The sequence below is a fragment of the Acinetobacter sp. CY79 genome (assembly GCF_059515845.1).
The window spans coordinates 19,055-34,642 of sequence record NZ_JCAKMY010000024.1; the positions used below are offsets into that span (position 1 = coordinate 19,055).

Annotated in this window: 10 protein-coding genes and 1 pseudogene; 6 read left to right on the forward strand and 5 right to left on the reverse strand. The window is 38.0% G+C overall.

The genetic code is table 11. From position 1 onward, the window contains the following. The first annotated feature begins 157 nt into the window (after positions 1-157). A complete protein-coding gene (locus AC5YCE_RS11020; RefSeq protein WP_496125903.1) occupies positions 158-1,342 on the forward strand; it encodes a helix-turn-helix domain-containing protein in 1,185 nt (394 codons plus the stop codon). 79 nt (positions 1,343-1,421) lie between these two features. On the opposite strand, the pseudogene AC5YCE_RS11025 reads toward AC5YCE_RS11020, so the two are convergent. From AC5YCE_RS11025 to AC5YCE_RS11035, 3 genes and pseudogenes are all read right to left on the reverse strand, one after another. Next, positions 1,422-2,431, reverse strand: a pseudogene (locus tag AC5YCE_RS11025) (alpha/beta hydrolase). 204 nt (positions 2,432-2,635) lie between these two features. Then, a complete protein-coding gene (gene mdh / locus AC5YCE_RS11030; RefSeq protein ID WP_496172069.1) occupies positions 2,636-3,808 on the reverse strand; it encodes an iron-dependent methanol dehydrogenase in 1,173 nt (390 codons plus the stop codon). Between the two features lie 460 nt (positions 3,809-4,268). Then, positions 4,269-5,099, reverse strand: a complete 831-nt coding sequence (locus AC5YCE_RS11035; RefSeq protein WP_496172070.1) for an SDR family NAD(P)-dependent oxidoreductase — start codon at positions 5,097-5,099, stop codon at positions 4,269-4,271. Positions 5,100-5,427: 328 nt separating this feature from the next. Between AC5YCE_RS11035 and AC5YCE_RS11040 the strand changes: the two genes are divergently transcribed. The 3 genes from AC5YCE_RS11040 to AC5YCE_RS11050 all read left to right on the forward strand — a co-directional run bounded on the left by AC5YCE_RS11040 (position 5,428) and on the right by AC5YCE_RS11050 (position 9,854). Then, positions 5,428-7,482, forward strand: a complete 2,055-nt coding sequence (locus tag AC5YCE_RS11040; RefSeq protein WP_496172071.1) for a hypothetical protein — start codon at positions 5,428-5,430, stop codon at positions 7,480-7,482. Between the two features lie 222 nt (positions 7,483-7,704). Next, complete coding sequence (locus AC5YCE_RS11045) at positions 7,705-9,420, forward strand: AAA family ATPase (protein ID WP_496172072.1); 1,716 nt, start codon at positions 7,705-7,707, stop codon at positions 9,418-9,420. A gap of 65 nt (positions 9,421-9,485) precedes the next feature. Further along, positions 9,486-9,854, forward strand: a complete 369-nt coding sequence (locus AC5YCE_RS11050) for a 5-carboxymethyl-2-hydroxymuconate Delta-isomerase (RefSeq protein ID WP_496172073.1) — start codon at positions 9,486-9,488, stop codon at positions 9,852-9,854. A gap of 119 nt (positions 9,855-9,973) precedes the next feature. On the opposite strand, the gene thiM is transcribed toward AC5YCE_RS11050, so the two are convergent. Together thiM and AC5YCE_RS11060 are read right to left on the reverse strand one after the other, a co-directional pair. Further along, positions 9,974-10,837: a hydroxyethylthiazole kinase gene (gene thiM / locus AC5YCE_RS11055; protein ID WP_496172074.1), complete on the reverse strand. Its 864-nt coding sequence runs from the start codon at positions 10,835-10,837 to the stop codon at positions 9,974-9,976. A 95-nt stretch (positions 10,838-10,932) separates the two neighbouring features. Further along, the gene (locus AC5YCE_RS11060; protein WP_496172075.1) at positions 10,933-12,093 is read right to left on the reverse strand and encodes a hypothetical protein; all 1,161 of its coding nucleotides are present in this window, start codon (positions 12,091-12,093) and stop codon (positions 10,933-10,935) included. 381 nt (positions 12,094-12,474) lie between these two features. On the opposite strand from AC5YCE_RS11060, the gene pepN reads away from it, so the two are divergent. Then, complete coding sequence (gene pepN, locus AC5YCE_RS11065) at positions 12,475-15,084, forward strand: aminopeptidase N (protein ID WP_496172076.1); 2,610 nt, start codon at positions 12,475-12,477, stop codon at positions 15,082-15,084. 235 nt (positions 15,085-15,319) lie between these two features. Beyond that, on the forward strand, positions 15,320-15,532 hold the full coding sequence (locus AC5YCE_RS11070; RefSeq protein ID WP_496125913.1) for a hypothetical protein: 213 nt from the start codon (positions 15,320-15,322) through the stop codon (positions 15,530-15,532). Positions 15,533-15,588 lie beyond the last annotated feature (56 nt).

Consider the following 15,588-nt stretch of genomic DNA (forward strand, 5'->3'; position numbering starts at 1 on the left):
CTTTGGTATAAGGTACATCTGTCCTATATTTGATTAGCATAACCAATATAAGGTTGGAAAAAGGTTGGAATGAAGCAGGTTTACAAGCATTCAACAATTGTTTACAACCAAGTTCAATACAGTGGATGTATGTCAGGAATTATTAAAAGAATCAGGAATGATCAGCATGCAAAATTTAATACTGAAAAGACAGCAAATAGAACGATTTAAAGAGAGAATTGGCGGATCAGCAGCACAAGCGAAACAACTTGGACAAAGTATTTTAAGTTCTTGGAAAAGATCCACTTTAGCCGCAATTCCAAAGGATCGCTCCGCTGCTCCAATCATTGATCAATCCATGCCAAAAGGAACAGCTTTAGAGCATGCATTAAACACGTGTTCAGATGAGCTCAAACATATTGCTCAGCAATCTTCCATGGTGATTGCCGTTGCAGATATTGCCAGCACCATTATTTGGAGTGCATCAAGCCGACAGATGCGAAAGGCTGCTGAAAGTGTGCATTTTATAGCCGGTGGGCAATGGCGGGAGGAGTTGGTCGGCACTAATGCATTGGCATTATCTTTAAAAACGCAACAATCGAGCTGTGTTTTTTCCAATGAACACTATATGAGTTCAGTGCATGATTGGGTCTGTTATGCCGCACCGATTATTGATCCTTATTCTAAACATGTGCTTGGCGTGATTGATTTATCCACGACTTGGAAAAATCACAACAGTTTAGGCTTATTGGCGGCTGAACGTTGTGCTTCCATTATCCAAACTGCATTAACAGAATATCAAAGTCAGCGATTGTATATTCGTAGCTTTGGGATGCCTCAAATTTTATTTAACGGTAAGGCTTTAGTGCTTACACCACGTCAAATCGAAATTCTGACCATTTTGGCATTATGCCCACAAGGTTTGACCTTAGATACCTTACATCAGGCTTTATATGGGGAGCGTAAAGTCAGTATGGGAACGCTCAAAGCAGAAATGTCACAGTTACGCGACCTGTTGGGTGGCATGCTTGGATCTAGACCGTATCGAATTTTGGCACATGTCGAAGCTGACTTTCTACAGGCAGAACAAGCGCTTGACGCGGCTTATATTGAAACGGCTTTAAAATTATGTAGCGGTGTGATGCTTGCCAAAACTGAAAGTCCTTTTTTGTGTGCTTGGCGTGACTGTATGGAATCGCGCCTCAGCGATGCGATATTTAAAGCCAACGACACGGATGTATTGCTCAAACATATTGCGCGTTATCCAGATGCGATAGATGCTGTGGAACGTTTGATCGAGCTGACACCATCAGAACATCCCGCACATCAACTCTTGATCAAATACAAACATGGGTCGGAATGAGTTCAGTCGATATTTGCTGTTCAAAAAATAATGAGTTCCTTAAACCTAAACAATTTTTAAAATTCACAGCTTATGTGATTTAGATTTTTTGTTCCAACCATTGAAAGAGGGTTTGATACACCTGCCTTCTCACTGGTTTTGCAGAGAGGACTAAATCGTGTAATCCGTCTCTAATCGAGATGATTTCAACATCACCTTGGATTTTTTTTGCATATTTTGAGATGTGTTTAACGTCTAAAATGACATCACTCGATTGAGCATCTTGATTAAATTTTCGAGGATAGGTGGTTCGTTTTGAATGCATCACTAAGACGGGAATATTTAAGGATATGCCTTGATGGATTTCTTTTTGTGCTTCATAGATGGCATGCACAAAACTTAAATACACCATTGGATATTTTGTTGGCTTCCAATTTAAATTGAAATCCCATTCACCCTTTAAACTCTTATGCAGGCTCGTCACATAAAATGGATTTAACTCGCTTAGAAATTTAAGTTTTGGACATCTTTTCCCGATTTTACTGAGCTGTGGTAGAGCCAATTTTTTCTTAATTATGTTCATATTAAAGTCATAAAAAGGACTGTTGAGCCACAATGCTTTGATGAATTTATTTTTAGGATGGTGTGCGGCGTATAACGTCGTAATTAAACCACCCGTAGAATGACCGCTCAATACAACCGCATCATGATCTTCTTGCACAATCAGCGATAAAGCTTCTGTTATTTCTGCATCGTACTCATTTAGATTTTGAACATAAAACATCTTTTGATGGGGGAGATAAGAGCGTCCGTATTTTCTTAAATCTAAGGCATAGAAATCATAACCATGTTGATTAAACTGTTCAGCCAATTTTTTTGAAAGAAATAATCGAGAAAACCATGAATGTATAAAACCGCTTTGGTTGTGTGTTGTTCTGCTTTTTTTCGAACCAAAGTTGCAACGACTTTGCCTTGATCATCATCAGGAAAATTTAAGATTAACTGCTCATAAGCTTCACCTAAAATATCAGGACAATAATTCGAACGATGTGCTGATTGAATTGAAGGGGATGATATTTCTAAAGGCTTTTGATCGAAAGATTGGGACATGGCTGAGGACTCAATTGATTTGATGTTATTGTCGTATGTCTATCATCCTTCATGATGTGATTTTTTTTGTCAAATGAATTTAAATCAAATAGCGAGAATACGATTCTCGTGCTGAGCAAACCTCAAAATTAAGGTTTGCTCAGCTCAGCGTCACGGGGACTGTATTCTGGAACACGAGAATGGTTAATCTAAAAGATCAAACACTTACATCGCCGCTTTAAATATTTCAACCACTTGAGCATGATTGGCTTTACGCGGATTGGTCAGCATACAGGCATCATTTTGTGCATTTTCAGCCATGACGGACAAATCAGACTCTTTAACATTCAACTCTGCAAGGCCAGATGGAATACCCACAGCTTTTGATAACTCACGAATCGCATCAATGGCAGCATAGGCTGCTTCATTGACTGTCAAATGCGCTGTATCTACACCCATCAATTCTGCAATTTTTGCATAACGATCTGGGCACGCGATGAGATTAAATTCGCAGACATGTGGCAGTAAAATCGCGTTACATACGCCGTGTGGCAAGTTGTAAAAACCGCCCAATTGATGTGCCATTGCATGAACATAACCTAAAGATGCATTGTTAAATGCCATACCTGCAAGGTATTGTGCATAGCTCATCGCATCGCGTGCTTCGATATTTTCGCCGTTGGCAACAGCAGGGCTGAGCCATTGGCTAATCATGGTAATTGCTTTTTCAGCACAAGCATCTGTAATCGGGTTTGCTGCTGTAGACACGTAGGCTTCAACGGCATGGGTCAGTGCATCCATGCCTGTCGCAGCTGTTAATCCTGCAGGTTTTGCAACCATCAGTTTAGGATCATCAATTGCCATCAGTGGAGTGCAGCGCCAATCCACAATCGCCATTTTTACATGGGTATCTGTATTGGTAATAATACAAAAACGCGTCATTTCTGAAGCCGTACCTGCAGTGGTGTTAATCGCAATCAATGGGGTCATCGGTACCGTACTTTTATCGATCCCTTCATAATCACGGATATTACCGCCACCCGCTGTCACTAAACCAATCCCTTTAGCACAGTCATGCGATGAACCACCGCCTAGGGAGATAATGAAGTCACAATTGTTCTCATTGTAAGCTTCAACACCTTTCAGCACATTAATATCGGTTGGATTGGGTTCAGCACCTGGAAAAATATGGTAATCAACATTCGCTTCTTTTAAATAACCTGCGATCGTGTCAGCGACACCAAATTTGAATAAACCTTCATCGGTCACAATGAGCGCTTTTTTTGCACCTAAATTATGTGCTCTTTCACCGACTTCTTTAGAGCAACCTGGCCCAAAAAGTGAAACACATGGAATATAAAAGCCGTTAGTTTGATCTGAAATATTTTTAAATGCCATGGTTCGATTCCTTCTACCATTATGATGAATTTTTATCGGTGATCTATACCGTGCTTTGAGTATTCAATAAGACAATTCAGATGTGTACCTACCAAATACCTACCAAAGACATAAAACATAATGAAATTGCAAGGATTAGATTTTAAAGATTGAATTTTAAAGATTGAACTGGAAAATCAAGGTATTAAATTGCTATATATCAAATCATTCCTTGTTTATAAAAGGAATGAATTTAAGACAAAAGAAAGTTTTTGTACTGCCCTTAGTTGCTTTTGTCATTACGTTGGAATGATTTTATAATTACTTTTAGGTGTTTTAGACGATAGATGTAATCAAACTAGAGCGAATAAAGATCATAATTTTATTTAAATGGTTGGAAGTTTAGTATAGATCGAGTGCTAAGCATAAATTTGCTGAGCACTCTTGTTCTTAAATAGATTTAATAAGTTTTAGATAAATTTTAGAGATAGTGTTTCACTAAAGCGAAAGTCTGATCATAGAGCTGATGTGCGAGCTTTAAATCTTTGGCTTTCGTAGAGCGAATAGCGGGTGTTTGCAGACTGACATATTGTCCTGTCCGTTTTGACCATGCAGGATCGAGTGCTATTTTTTTAATAAGTTCGGCAGGTTTGTTAGGTGAAATCAAAAATAATTTAATCACCATATATTGATATTTAGGTAACTCACGATAAATTTCAGAATCAACACCACCGGGATGTAGGGCATTGGAGGTAATTGACGTATTTTTAAGTTTATCCGCCAAAGCATTACTAAATAAAAGATTGGCTAATTTACTGTTGCCATAGCGTAGGACGCCATTATAGTTTTTTACATCTTCAGTTTTAAATTGATCAAATTTGATGGAACCCATGAGGTGCATCATTGAAGCAAGATTAATCACTCGACCCGCTTCTGATTTTTTCAATAAAGGCAAAAGCTTTAATGTCCACAAAAAATGACCGATATAATTCACGCCAATTTGTTTCTCAAAGCCATCTTGAGTCGATTCTAAAGTCGGTGACATGATGCCTGCGTTATTGACCAACACATCGATTTTATCGAGTCTCGCAAGGAGTTCATTTGCGGTTTGATTGACTTGATCTAGACTATCGAGGTTGAGTGAAAGGAGTTCAACTTTTCCAGTGCCTAAGCGTTCTAATTGTTGTTTCGCTTGCTCCGCTTTTTGAGGATTACGGCAGGCTAAAAAGACATGATGTCCATCTTGAATGAAGCTTTTCGCTGTGGCAAATCCAATACCTGTGTTTGCACCTGTAATGATGACTGTTTTCATTTTATTCAGATATCCTTATTGTTTTGACTTTTATAAAATAAATCATAAAACGATATTTATTCGTTGGTTTCAATTAATAAAAGTGCAGTATGTATCTGCTAATTTAATCATGCGAGCTGATGACTTACTTTTAATATAGACAATTGTTATAGTCAATTTTGTTTGTTAGACAGTCACAGCTTTTCTTCGTATTTCCGATCAAGTTTAAGCGATGCACATTGAATCTTTACAGAATATGAACGGTTCCATTTGCTAAATGCATAATAATGTTTAAGATTCATCTTCTTTCACTATCTGCCTGTATTGGGTGCTGCCATGAGTCAAAAACATGCTTAAAACACCGAATCAGAATCACCAACAAACAGCTCAAAGCTTATTGGATCATTCAGCGACCTTGAAACAGTTATTTCAAGATCAATGGTTTTATTTGTGGACACTGACACCACAAAATCTATGGATGATCGATGCAAAAAATAAACAGTTATTGATTGCAGATGGACTGGTTAAAATTAAATTTTCAGAAAATATAAAATCCTTAGTACAAGTATCGAGTAGCCATAAAAATATTAATATTGATAACATCATCGATTTTGTTTTTGACAAAATGACCTTTTTGATTCGAGATCTAAAAGCACAGCATTCATTATTTTTACAAACCAAGGTTCAGTTATTTAGACAGCTTTTGGTTGAAGAAGTGTTTAAGTGGGTGGATGGCGAAAATCGTGTGGAGCATTTTTTATATAATTTGAGCGTAGCTGAAGCCGAAGTGATTGATGGAATCATGCTAGATGCGGGTTATTACGAAGAAGGGTATCTCACTGATTTTGCAAAATTTGGTAAAGAAATTCCTTTAGATGTTGAATTGAATTTTAAGCATTTGAGTTTGGTCAATTCGGTCTTAGGGTCAAATTTTCTACCTGTTCAGCAACTGATTCCTCATTATGACGAACTGTGTTTTTCAGCGGCTCAGTTCATGCCAAAACCGTTATATCGTATTGTAGAATCGGCTTTTGAAGATCAATTTACATTGTCTCAAGTCGTTGAACATCAAAATGACTTTAAATTGTTATTAGATCATGCTAAAGAACAACCGCATTTATTGGGTTTTACTCAGTGGATGAAACGGGGCTATTGGCAGTATAAAGATATATTCAGTAAGAAAAATTTTATCACCACTGAATCCGTGTATTGGGATGAACGAATCTCAAATATTTTCCCTTTGTTTTATTATAAAAGAACGGTGAACTGGTTATTTAAACAAGATCAGCAGGTGATCGATTGGGTCGCCCAGAATTTGGATCACTTGAATGTTCGAATTTCAGTGACTGCAATTAGTTTTATGGACACCAGTCAGATTCATCCACAGGTTATCTTACACAGCTTAAAGTATTTTGAATCCGTGGTCGCACATTGGTTTGTCGCTGAAATGAGTCATTTTGCACTTCAGCATCATTGGATAAGTTATTCCAATGAAGCAGAGCCGAAGTCTCAGGCTGTCCACCCATATATTTTAAAATCAACGACACAACAAAATCCACACATTAAAAATAAGATACAAATTACAAATTCAGTTTTATATACAGAAGAATGGTTGAATTTACTGTTTTTATTGAGCAAAGATGATCAACGTATTGCCAAGCAGGTTTATAGCGCTTTATCTCGTGTGATTCATGCGTATATGGTCTTTTTGGAAAGAGGCATACAAGATCTACCCGAAGAATTGATTCAGTTTATGCATCCGCAGATGCAACAAAATCCACGCTTTCAACATTTGCTCAAAAAGAATCAAATCGATGCAAAACAATTTCGAAAACATTTTAAACATCCATCCACACGAATTGATCAACCGATCAGTGTATTTGACTCTTATGTCGCCGATTATTTGAATGATTTATTTTTGAATCATACCAATTTTCCGAAAAACCTAACCTGGGGCGGACTGTTTCAACAAGCGGTTCGTTGGCATCAGCAAGCCTATTTCGATGCAACGTTGAATCATTTACGCAAACGTATTTCGATTACTTCATGGAAAAGAGTCAGTCCACAACAGATCATGTTTACTGAACATTGGAAATTTGAAGAACTTAATGATTTAGACATGATTATTCATGAATCTATTCGATTCAAACATTGCTTAGCGTTGTCTTATACAGAGCGAATCGCAGCAGGTGAATATGTGGCATTTCATATGACCCATTTGGAAGATGAAAATACTCATCTCACCTTAGGGTGTTTCTTTAAATTTGATCAATTGCATTTTGATCAGCTGCGTTTGCCGAATAATGAAGTTGCAGATCAAAAAACGGAGCAAGAGGCACAAGCTTTTATTGATAAGGTCAATCAGCATTTAATTTGGGACTTTAAAGAGCAAAAAGTTCAATAAAGTTTAAAGGCTATGATTGTAAAGGGGAGATATTTTAAATCTAATATTTTTTGATGAGGATTATTTTAACATTTCGCATGAAAGGATTGTATTTATTTAAACCCCATACTCGATCTTTAAAGTGTGTAAATACCCTCAAGACGAGCGCAGAATCTGAATTTGAACTTAACTTTTAATGCAAAAATCGTTAGTCTATGACGGTCTGATAAGGTTAAGGTTGTTATGAAGCAAGAAACTGCACTAAAACTCATGAAAGCAGGTGAAAGTGTCTTTTTGACAGGTTCCGCTGGTGCAGGAAAAACCTATACCCTAAACCAATATATTAATTATCTTAAAGCCCGCAAAGTTCCTGTGGCGATTACTGCATCAACGGGGATCGCTGCAACACATATGAACGGCATGACCATTCATACTTGGGCGGGTATTGGGATTAAAGACTTTTTGTCAGATGATGACTTAAAGCGCATGAAAGAACGAAAATACCTCAAAGAGCATTTAGAAAATGCCCAAGTACTGATTATTGATGAAATATCCATGTTGCATGCCAAACAATTGAATTTGGTCAATCAAGTCCTGAAGTATTTTAAAGAATCTGATGATGCCTTTGGTGGTATTCAAGTGATTGCTGCAGGGGATTTCTTTCAGTTGCCACCTGTGGGTCGCAATGATGAGAAAAATCGGGATAAATTTTGTTTTATGTCGCAAGCTTGGGTTGAGGCAAAATTTCGTGTTTGTTATTTGACTGAGCAACATCGTCAGGATGATTCGGCACTGAATGATATTTTAAATGCCATTCGTTCACAAAGTATTAATCAACAACATATTCAAGCTTTAGAACAAACACGTCAGCAAGATATTGGTGAGACTTTCACACGCCTATATACCCATAATATGGATGTCGATAGTATTAACTATCGTCATTTAAATGAGATTGATGGTGATGGACATCAGTTCTGTGCGCAGATGGATGGTAATGACAAACTGATCGAAACTTTAAAGTCTTCAGTTCGTGCACCCGAAGAACTCACTCTAAAAAAACATGCCAAAGTGATGTTTGTCAAAAACAACTTTGACATGGGCTATATCAATGGCAGTTTGGGTGAAGTGATTGGTTTTGAAGAAGTGGATGATCACGGTATTTTACCTAAAGTGAAATTAACCGATGGAACAGTCTTATTGGTTGAGCCTGAAACATGGTCAGTGGATAATGATGCAGGAAAAACTATCGCCAGTTTTTCTCAAGTCCCACTTCGTTTGGCGTGGGCGATCACCATTCATAAATCTCAAGGCATGACCTTGGAAGCAGCTGAAATTAATTTGTCGCATACCTTTGAGAAAGGGCAAGGTTATGTCGCAATTTCTCGTCTAAAATCGATCAATGGGCTGCGATTACTTGGGTTTAATGAGCAAGCTTTAGAGCTGGATAGTCTTGCCATTAAAGCAGACCGCCGTTTTCAAGAGTTATCCGAAGAGGCTGAAACTCATTATGCAGATGTGAATTTAGAAGCACAGCATAAAGCCTTTATTCGCCACTGTGGCGGAACGCTGAATGAAACTGAAATTACGCGTAATGAAAAGAAAATTGCCAAGAATGCGGGTAAGCAGAATTATGCAACAGCCACCTTGGATGAAACCAAAGAACTGTTTATGGGTGGTTATGAAATTCAAGATATTGCGGTTGAACGCGGGTTAACGCCAGCGACCATTATCAATCATTTAGCGAAGCTACACCGCGAGCAAGGCTTGGATATTTCTGTCGCACATCCAGGTGATGAAGTGGTGGAACAAGTTCGCAAGATCTATAAGAAGTTGATGAAGCGTCAAAACCCAGAGCATTTAAATGAAGATGGTAGTATTAAATTACGTCCTATCGTTGAAGCAACCGCACCACGTATGGGCTACGATCAAGTGAGATTGGCACTTTTATTTGTAGAGTAAGCTGTTAAATAGAGTTGTCATCTAGATTTATACTGCAATGTATTAAAACGTAAGGAAAAGAAGTCATGCCACAAATGTTCGTAGATTATTCTGACAATATCAAAAATGTGGATAAGCAAAGTTTATTGCTTGGACTTAACCGTGCTTTATTTGATACAGGATTAGTGGGGCACGAGTTTGATATTAAATCTCGAATCCATGCGGCCTCAGATTTTTTGATTGGCTTTGGTGATAATAATCAGGCTTTTATTTTTGTACGTTTACAAGGTTTAAGTGGTCGTACGGATGAGCAGAAAAATTTAATGACAGATCATTTGTCTGAATTTTTACAGTCTTTTAAAGGCTATACAGCAGACGGTTTAGAGGTACAACTCTGTGTGGAATTTGCTGAAATGCCGAAAGAGATTTATCGTAAGATTAAAGTGCAACAATAATTAGCGTTGATTTGAACTGTACTGATTTAAAAAGGGTTGATGAGTTTAGATATCAACCCTTTTTTATTATGCAGATTTTATTATGCAGAACATAGAAGCGCTAACATTTGATTAAAATTTTAGCTCAGCACCTGAATCTCTGCATATTCCTCAAACATTTCCGCATTCATTGCATGTATATAGTCAATAAAAGCCACATTAAAACTGCCAACCGTTTGCGCTTCTTCAAATGCAAGTTTTCCTGCAATTGCAAAATGCACATGCGCTGAAATTGCTGCGATGGTTGGTGTACTGACTGCACTATAAGCTGCGATTAACGCTCCTAAGGCACAACCTGTTGCGGTCACTTTAGGTTGTAAGTGTGAGCCACCATTGATTTGAATGACCGCATTGTATTCTTTTGAAATGATAAAGTCGGATTCACCAGAAATTGCAATACATTCGCTATATGCAAGCAACGATTTGGCATGCTCATAGACTTCAGCGCTATTCAACGTGCTATCAACACCTTTAGATTGAACCTGATTGCCAGCTAAAGTGCTGATTTCAGAGGCATTACCACGAACAATGGAGGGTTTGAATGCTAATAACTCATCTACTTTTTCTGAGCGCCATTTTAAAAGAGGACCATAACCCACAGGATCGAGAACCCATGGCACTTGATGTTGTTGTGCCGTTTGCGCTGTGATGGTCATGGCTTGCATTTGTTCAGTGGTTGGCGTGCCTAAGTTGATACTGACAGCACCGCTAATTTCTGCAAAGGCTTCCGCTTCATAAGGATTATCAATCATCGCAGGCGAAGCACCTGAAGCTAAAAGGACATTGGCAACATAATTTGCTGCAACGGTATTGGTAATACAATGCACCAAAGGTTGCTGTGTTTGTAATGCTTTCCATGCTTCAATCACCATTTGCAAAATCGTCTGAGTATCCAATTGCAGTTGATGGCTCGCTGATGTTGAGAGTTGTTCAGGATGATTCATGATAATCCCTTATCGGGTGAAAATAGTTTAGCTGATGAAATGGGTTAACGAGTGAAGCTGTTTATCGAGTAAAGCTGTTTATCGAGTAAAGCTGTTTATCGAGTAAAATAGTGGTCTTGCTGTTTACAGCTTCGACAGAACAAGGAAACATAATCATTGGCATCATATTCCACCGTGAGTTCATTTGAACCGCAATGCATACAACGCTTTTGAGAATAAAAGTTTAATCGAGGTTCGATTTTTTTCCAAGAACGCCAAATCGGTTGGAAAAAGATATTCTCATCATAACCAAGAAATTGATAAAACAAGATTTCACTCATACGACTCAGTGGAATATTGTTGGGACGTGGAAGGGTATAAGTTTCCCACTTTTCATTTAAAGAACGCTCACGATATTGTTCTAAGGTCTTTTTAAGCAAGTTGGTATTGATGAAATTTTCATTACGCGCTTTTAGCGCATTTTGTTTATGTAAATATTCCAAAGCATTTTGGATCATATAATAAATTTGCCCGACAGCAAGTGAATCCATGAGACGGAAACAAAACACTTGAAAGCTATTATTGCCTGCGATTTGAATACCCCAAGTGCGACAGTAATGTTGTGCAAACTGAATAATCTCTTGGTATAGCAACATATACAAGGCACTTTTCACTTCATCGGCATCTTTAAAAGGGATACCCATGGTCAAGTTATGAAAAAATAAATGCCGTAAATGCTGGGTCAAACTAAATAAACTGGGTTCAGAATAGCCATCTAAACGAACATTTAAATAGTACTGACTGACTTCATCCGAAAATACTTTCGGCACTAAAATTTGATCTTTTAACAGATTTTTAATCAGACCATTTTGAAAGAGATAATTTGGACTAATCGGATGGTATTTAATGACAGCCCAGTCGATATATTCATGATATAAACTGCCTTCACGTACTTGTTGATCCAAGATGCTGAGCAAAAAAAGTTTATTGATGAAACTTAATTGATCCAGTTCATATTCATAATTTTCTTTGGTCTTTTTGCTGTATTTGCGCTGTTCTTGTATGCGTGTTTCCGCTAAAAGTTTTTTTCTTTTCGCTAAACAGGTATCACAGTGGCAGTTGCCTTTATTGTCTTGGAAAACACGATGTTGGCAATGGGAGCATTGATGAAATTGCGTTGGTTGATCATATTGTTCTGCTTCAATCCACAGCATTGCCGCCTGACAGAGCGGGCAACGAGTACTTTCATCAAGCTGTTTTTGCAGAATTTGCAGCATAAATTAATCAATAAAATGAACTGTGGTTTTGATTATACACATTTCAAGGTGGGGAGTTGAAACAAGCGAGATATCGAGATTTCTAATTTTCGTTAGTCTTAAGTTGTTTGATTGGAGACGTCCAAGCTTGAAGTATTTTGAAACAATTAGATGACTTATACGTGATGCGTAAAAAAAGTACAAACGTCGACTAAATACTGAAAATTTATTGAAAAAATCGGTCTGCGTTCCCATATCAGACACAAAGGCAATAGCACAGACAGATGATAAATCTTGGCGTATGATCAAATGCTTGATCAAATTTTTTGTGTTAAAAATTAAATTGCATTAGAAGCCATCGTGAAGAATTTCTCTGCTTAAACAACAGAATCAGGACATTATATGAATATCGCGGCAAATCCAGTGATTGAAGCAGATCAAACTGTTTATTTAAAAGACTACCAAAAACCTTCTTTTCTTGTAGATTCAATTCATTTAGATATTCAAGTTTTTGAAGATCATACTCTTGTGAATTCAACGCTGGTAATGAAGCGTCAAACCGCAGGGGAATTGGTACTGCTTGGTCGTGATTTAGAGCTTAAATCCTTACAATTAAACGGTCAGCTACTGGACGCGTCGCAATACCGTTTAGATTCAGAACAATTGGTCATTCAGAATGTGCCAGATGAAGTGATTTTAGAAATTTCAGTGGTGATCCACCCTGAAACCAATACCCAACTTGAAGGTTTATACCTTGCGGGTGAAGGGCTGTTCGTGACTCAAAATGAGCCAGAAGGTTTCCGTAAAATTACTTTCTATCCTGATCGTCCAGATGTATTGTCCGTATTTACGACACGTGTGGAAGCAGATAAGAAATTCCCAGTGTTACTTGCCAATGGTAACTTGCTAGAAAAAGGTGAAGCTGGCGAAGGTCGTCACTATGCGATTTGGGAAGATCCAACGCATAAACCCGCATATTTATTCGCATGTGTGATTGGTGATTTGGCTGTATTAAAAGATCATTATGTGACTTCAGAAGGTCGCAATGTTGCTTTAGAAATTTATGCTGAAGAAAAAGATATTCCAAAATGTCATATTGCCATGGAAGCTTTAAAGCATTCTATGCGTTGGGATGAGGAGCATTATGGTCGTCCATATGATCTTGATAATTATATGATCGTAGCCACCAGTGCATTCAACATGGGTGCAATGGAAAATAAAGGTTTGAATATTTTCAATACATCATGTGTGCTTGCCGATGAAGAATACACCACTGATGCTGCGATTATGGGGGTTCAAGCGGTGATCGCGCATGAGTATTTCCATAACTGGACAGGCAACCGTATTACGTGTCGTGACTGGTTCCAATTGTGCTTAAAAGAAGGTCTGACGGTTTTCCGCGATCAATCATTTTCTGAAGATTTACAATCTGCTGCGGTGCAACGTATTGATGATGTTGCGGTACTGAAAGCACATCAATTCCCAGAAGATTCAGGTCCATTGTCACATCCACCACGTCCAGATCATTTTGTAGAAATTAATAACTTCTATACGGCGACAGTGTATGAGAAAGGCGCTGAAATTAATCGTATGATGGCGACTCTACTGGGTAAAGAAAAATTCCGTAAAGGCACAGATGAATATTTCCGTCGTCATGATGGTCAAGCGGTGACTGTGGAAGATTGGGTTGCGGCATTGAGTGCGGGTTCGGGTGTCGATCTGTCTAATTTCTTAACCTGGTATAACCAACCAGGTACACCAAAACTCGAGGCTCAAGGTGAGTATGACGCAGCTTCACAAAGCTACAAGCTCAGCTTAAAGCAAAGTCTCAAAGCTCATCTAAAATATCCAAATTTAAAAGCAGTTCCAATTCCTGTCGCTTTGGCATTATTTGATGCTAAAACAGGCGAACAGCTCACCTTGAATTCTCAAGCGTTGTTTGAAAATGGCGTAAAAGATGGCGTTTATTTATTTGACCAAGATACTGCAACCATTGAATTTACAGGCTTAACAGAAAAGCCTGTGGTGTCATTGCTGCGTAATTTCTCTGCACCAGTTAATCTTGAGTTTAACTATTCAGATGAAGAACTTGCATTCCTTCTTCAGTATGAAACCAATGGGTTTAACCAGTGGCAAGCGACTCAAACGCTGTTAGAGCGTATTCTGTTGAATGGTCATGATGCAACGATTTACTTGCAAGCAATGAAAAAGACGATTCCGACTTTGATTGATCAAGACCCACTCTTGGTTTCTCGATTGTTTGATGTACCAACAGAAGGGTATTTGGGGAGTCGCATTGATTCGGATTATCAACCCATTAAAATTCAAGAGCAACGTAATGCATTGTTGACTAAGCTTGCTCAAGAATTTGGTTCATTCTGTAAAGAGACTTATTTGAGTCTTGATCCAAGTGTACAAAAAGAATTTTCTCAGGCCATGGGTGTACGTGCACTTAAAAATATCATGTTGACTATGATTGCACGTCAGGGCGATGCGTCTGCATTTGAATTGGCGGATGCTCAATATAAGACAACCAAAAATATGTCTGAGCGTTTAGGTGCGCTAAAAGTATTGGTTTGGAATGATGCACCTCAAGCTGAAGCGGCATTGATCGATTTTTACATGCGCTTTAAAGATGAATCATTGTCGATGGATCAATGGTTTATGGTTCAAGCTGCACATCCTCAAGCAGATGCTCAAACGATCGAGTATTTAACATCGCATCCTGATTACGATTTGGCGGTGCCGAACCGCATTCGTTCAGTCAGTAGCGGTTTAAATGCCAATCCTGTCAATACGTGGAGCTTTGGTGTTCAGCACTATATTCAATTGGCTCAATATTTGGATGAAAAGAACCCGATTATTGGTTCTCGTTTACTGCAAGTATTGTCTCGTTGGTATACCTTGGCTGAGCCTCAACGCAGTCAGGTCAAAGCTGATTTAGAAGCCTTAAAACCTCTAGTAAAATCGAAGAATGTGAGTGAAACTTTAAACAGTATGTTGAATGTTTAAAATGAATTAGCATTTGATTTAACAGACGCATTTTGACTAACAGCCTGAGAATTCTCAGGCTGTTTTTTATCGAAAAATCTATAAAAATTGATAGCTTATTATTGAGATATACTTTGTATAATATGTAGCTATTGTGATAAATTACACAAAATAATATCAGCCTATCCTGTTTTTATTGGTCATGTTGAAGTGATCTAGGTTTTGGATGAGTATCGTAAAAACGTCAGAGTGAACTATGTTAGTTAAAATAGAAAATGGGTTTTATTTAAATGCACAACATATTATTGCTGTGCGAGTTTCACGATCAGAAGCAAAAGGTCAATTTATTGTGAATATTGAATATACGCCGAATAGTTTACAAAAAGCGGGTGTGTATGAGATTGCTTTTGAAACCAAGATTGATGCGGAACGTTATTTGCAAACATTGAATCAAGCTCTACCAAAGTAAAGTATTTCTATTTAAAATATTTCTTTGAGATGATTGAATTTAAGCTGCTTTATAGA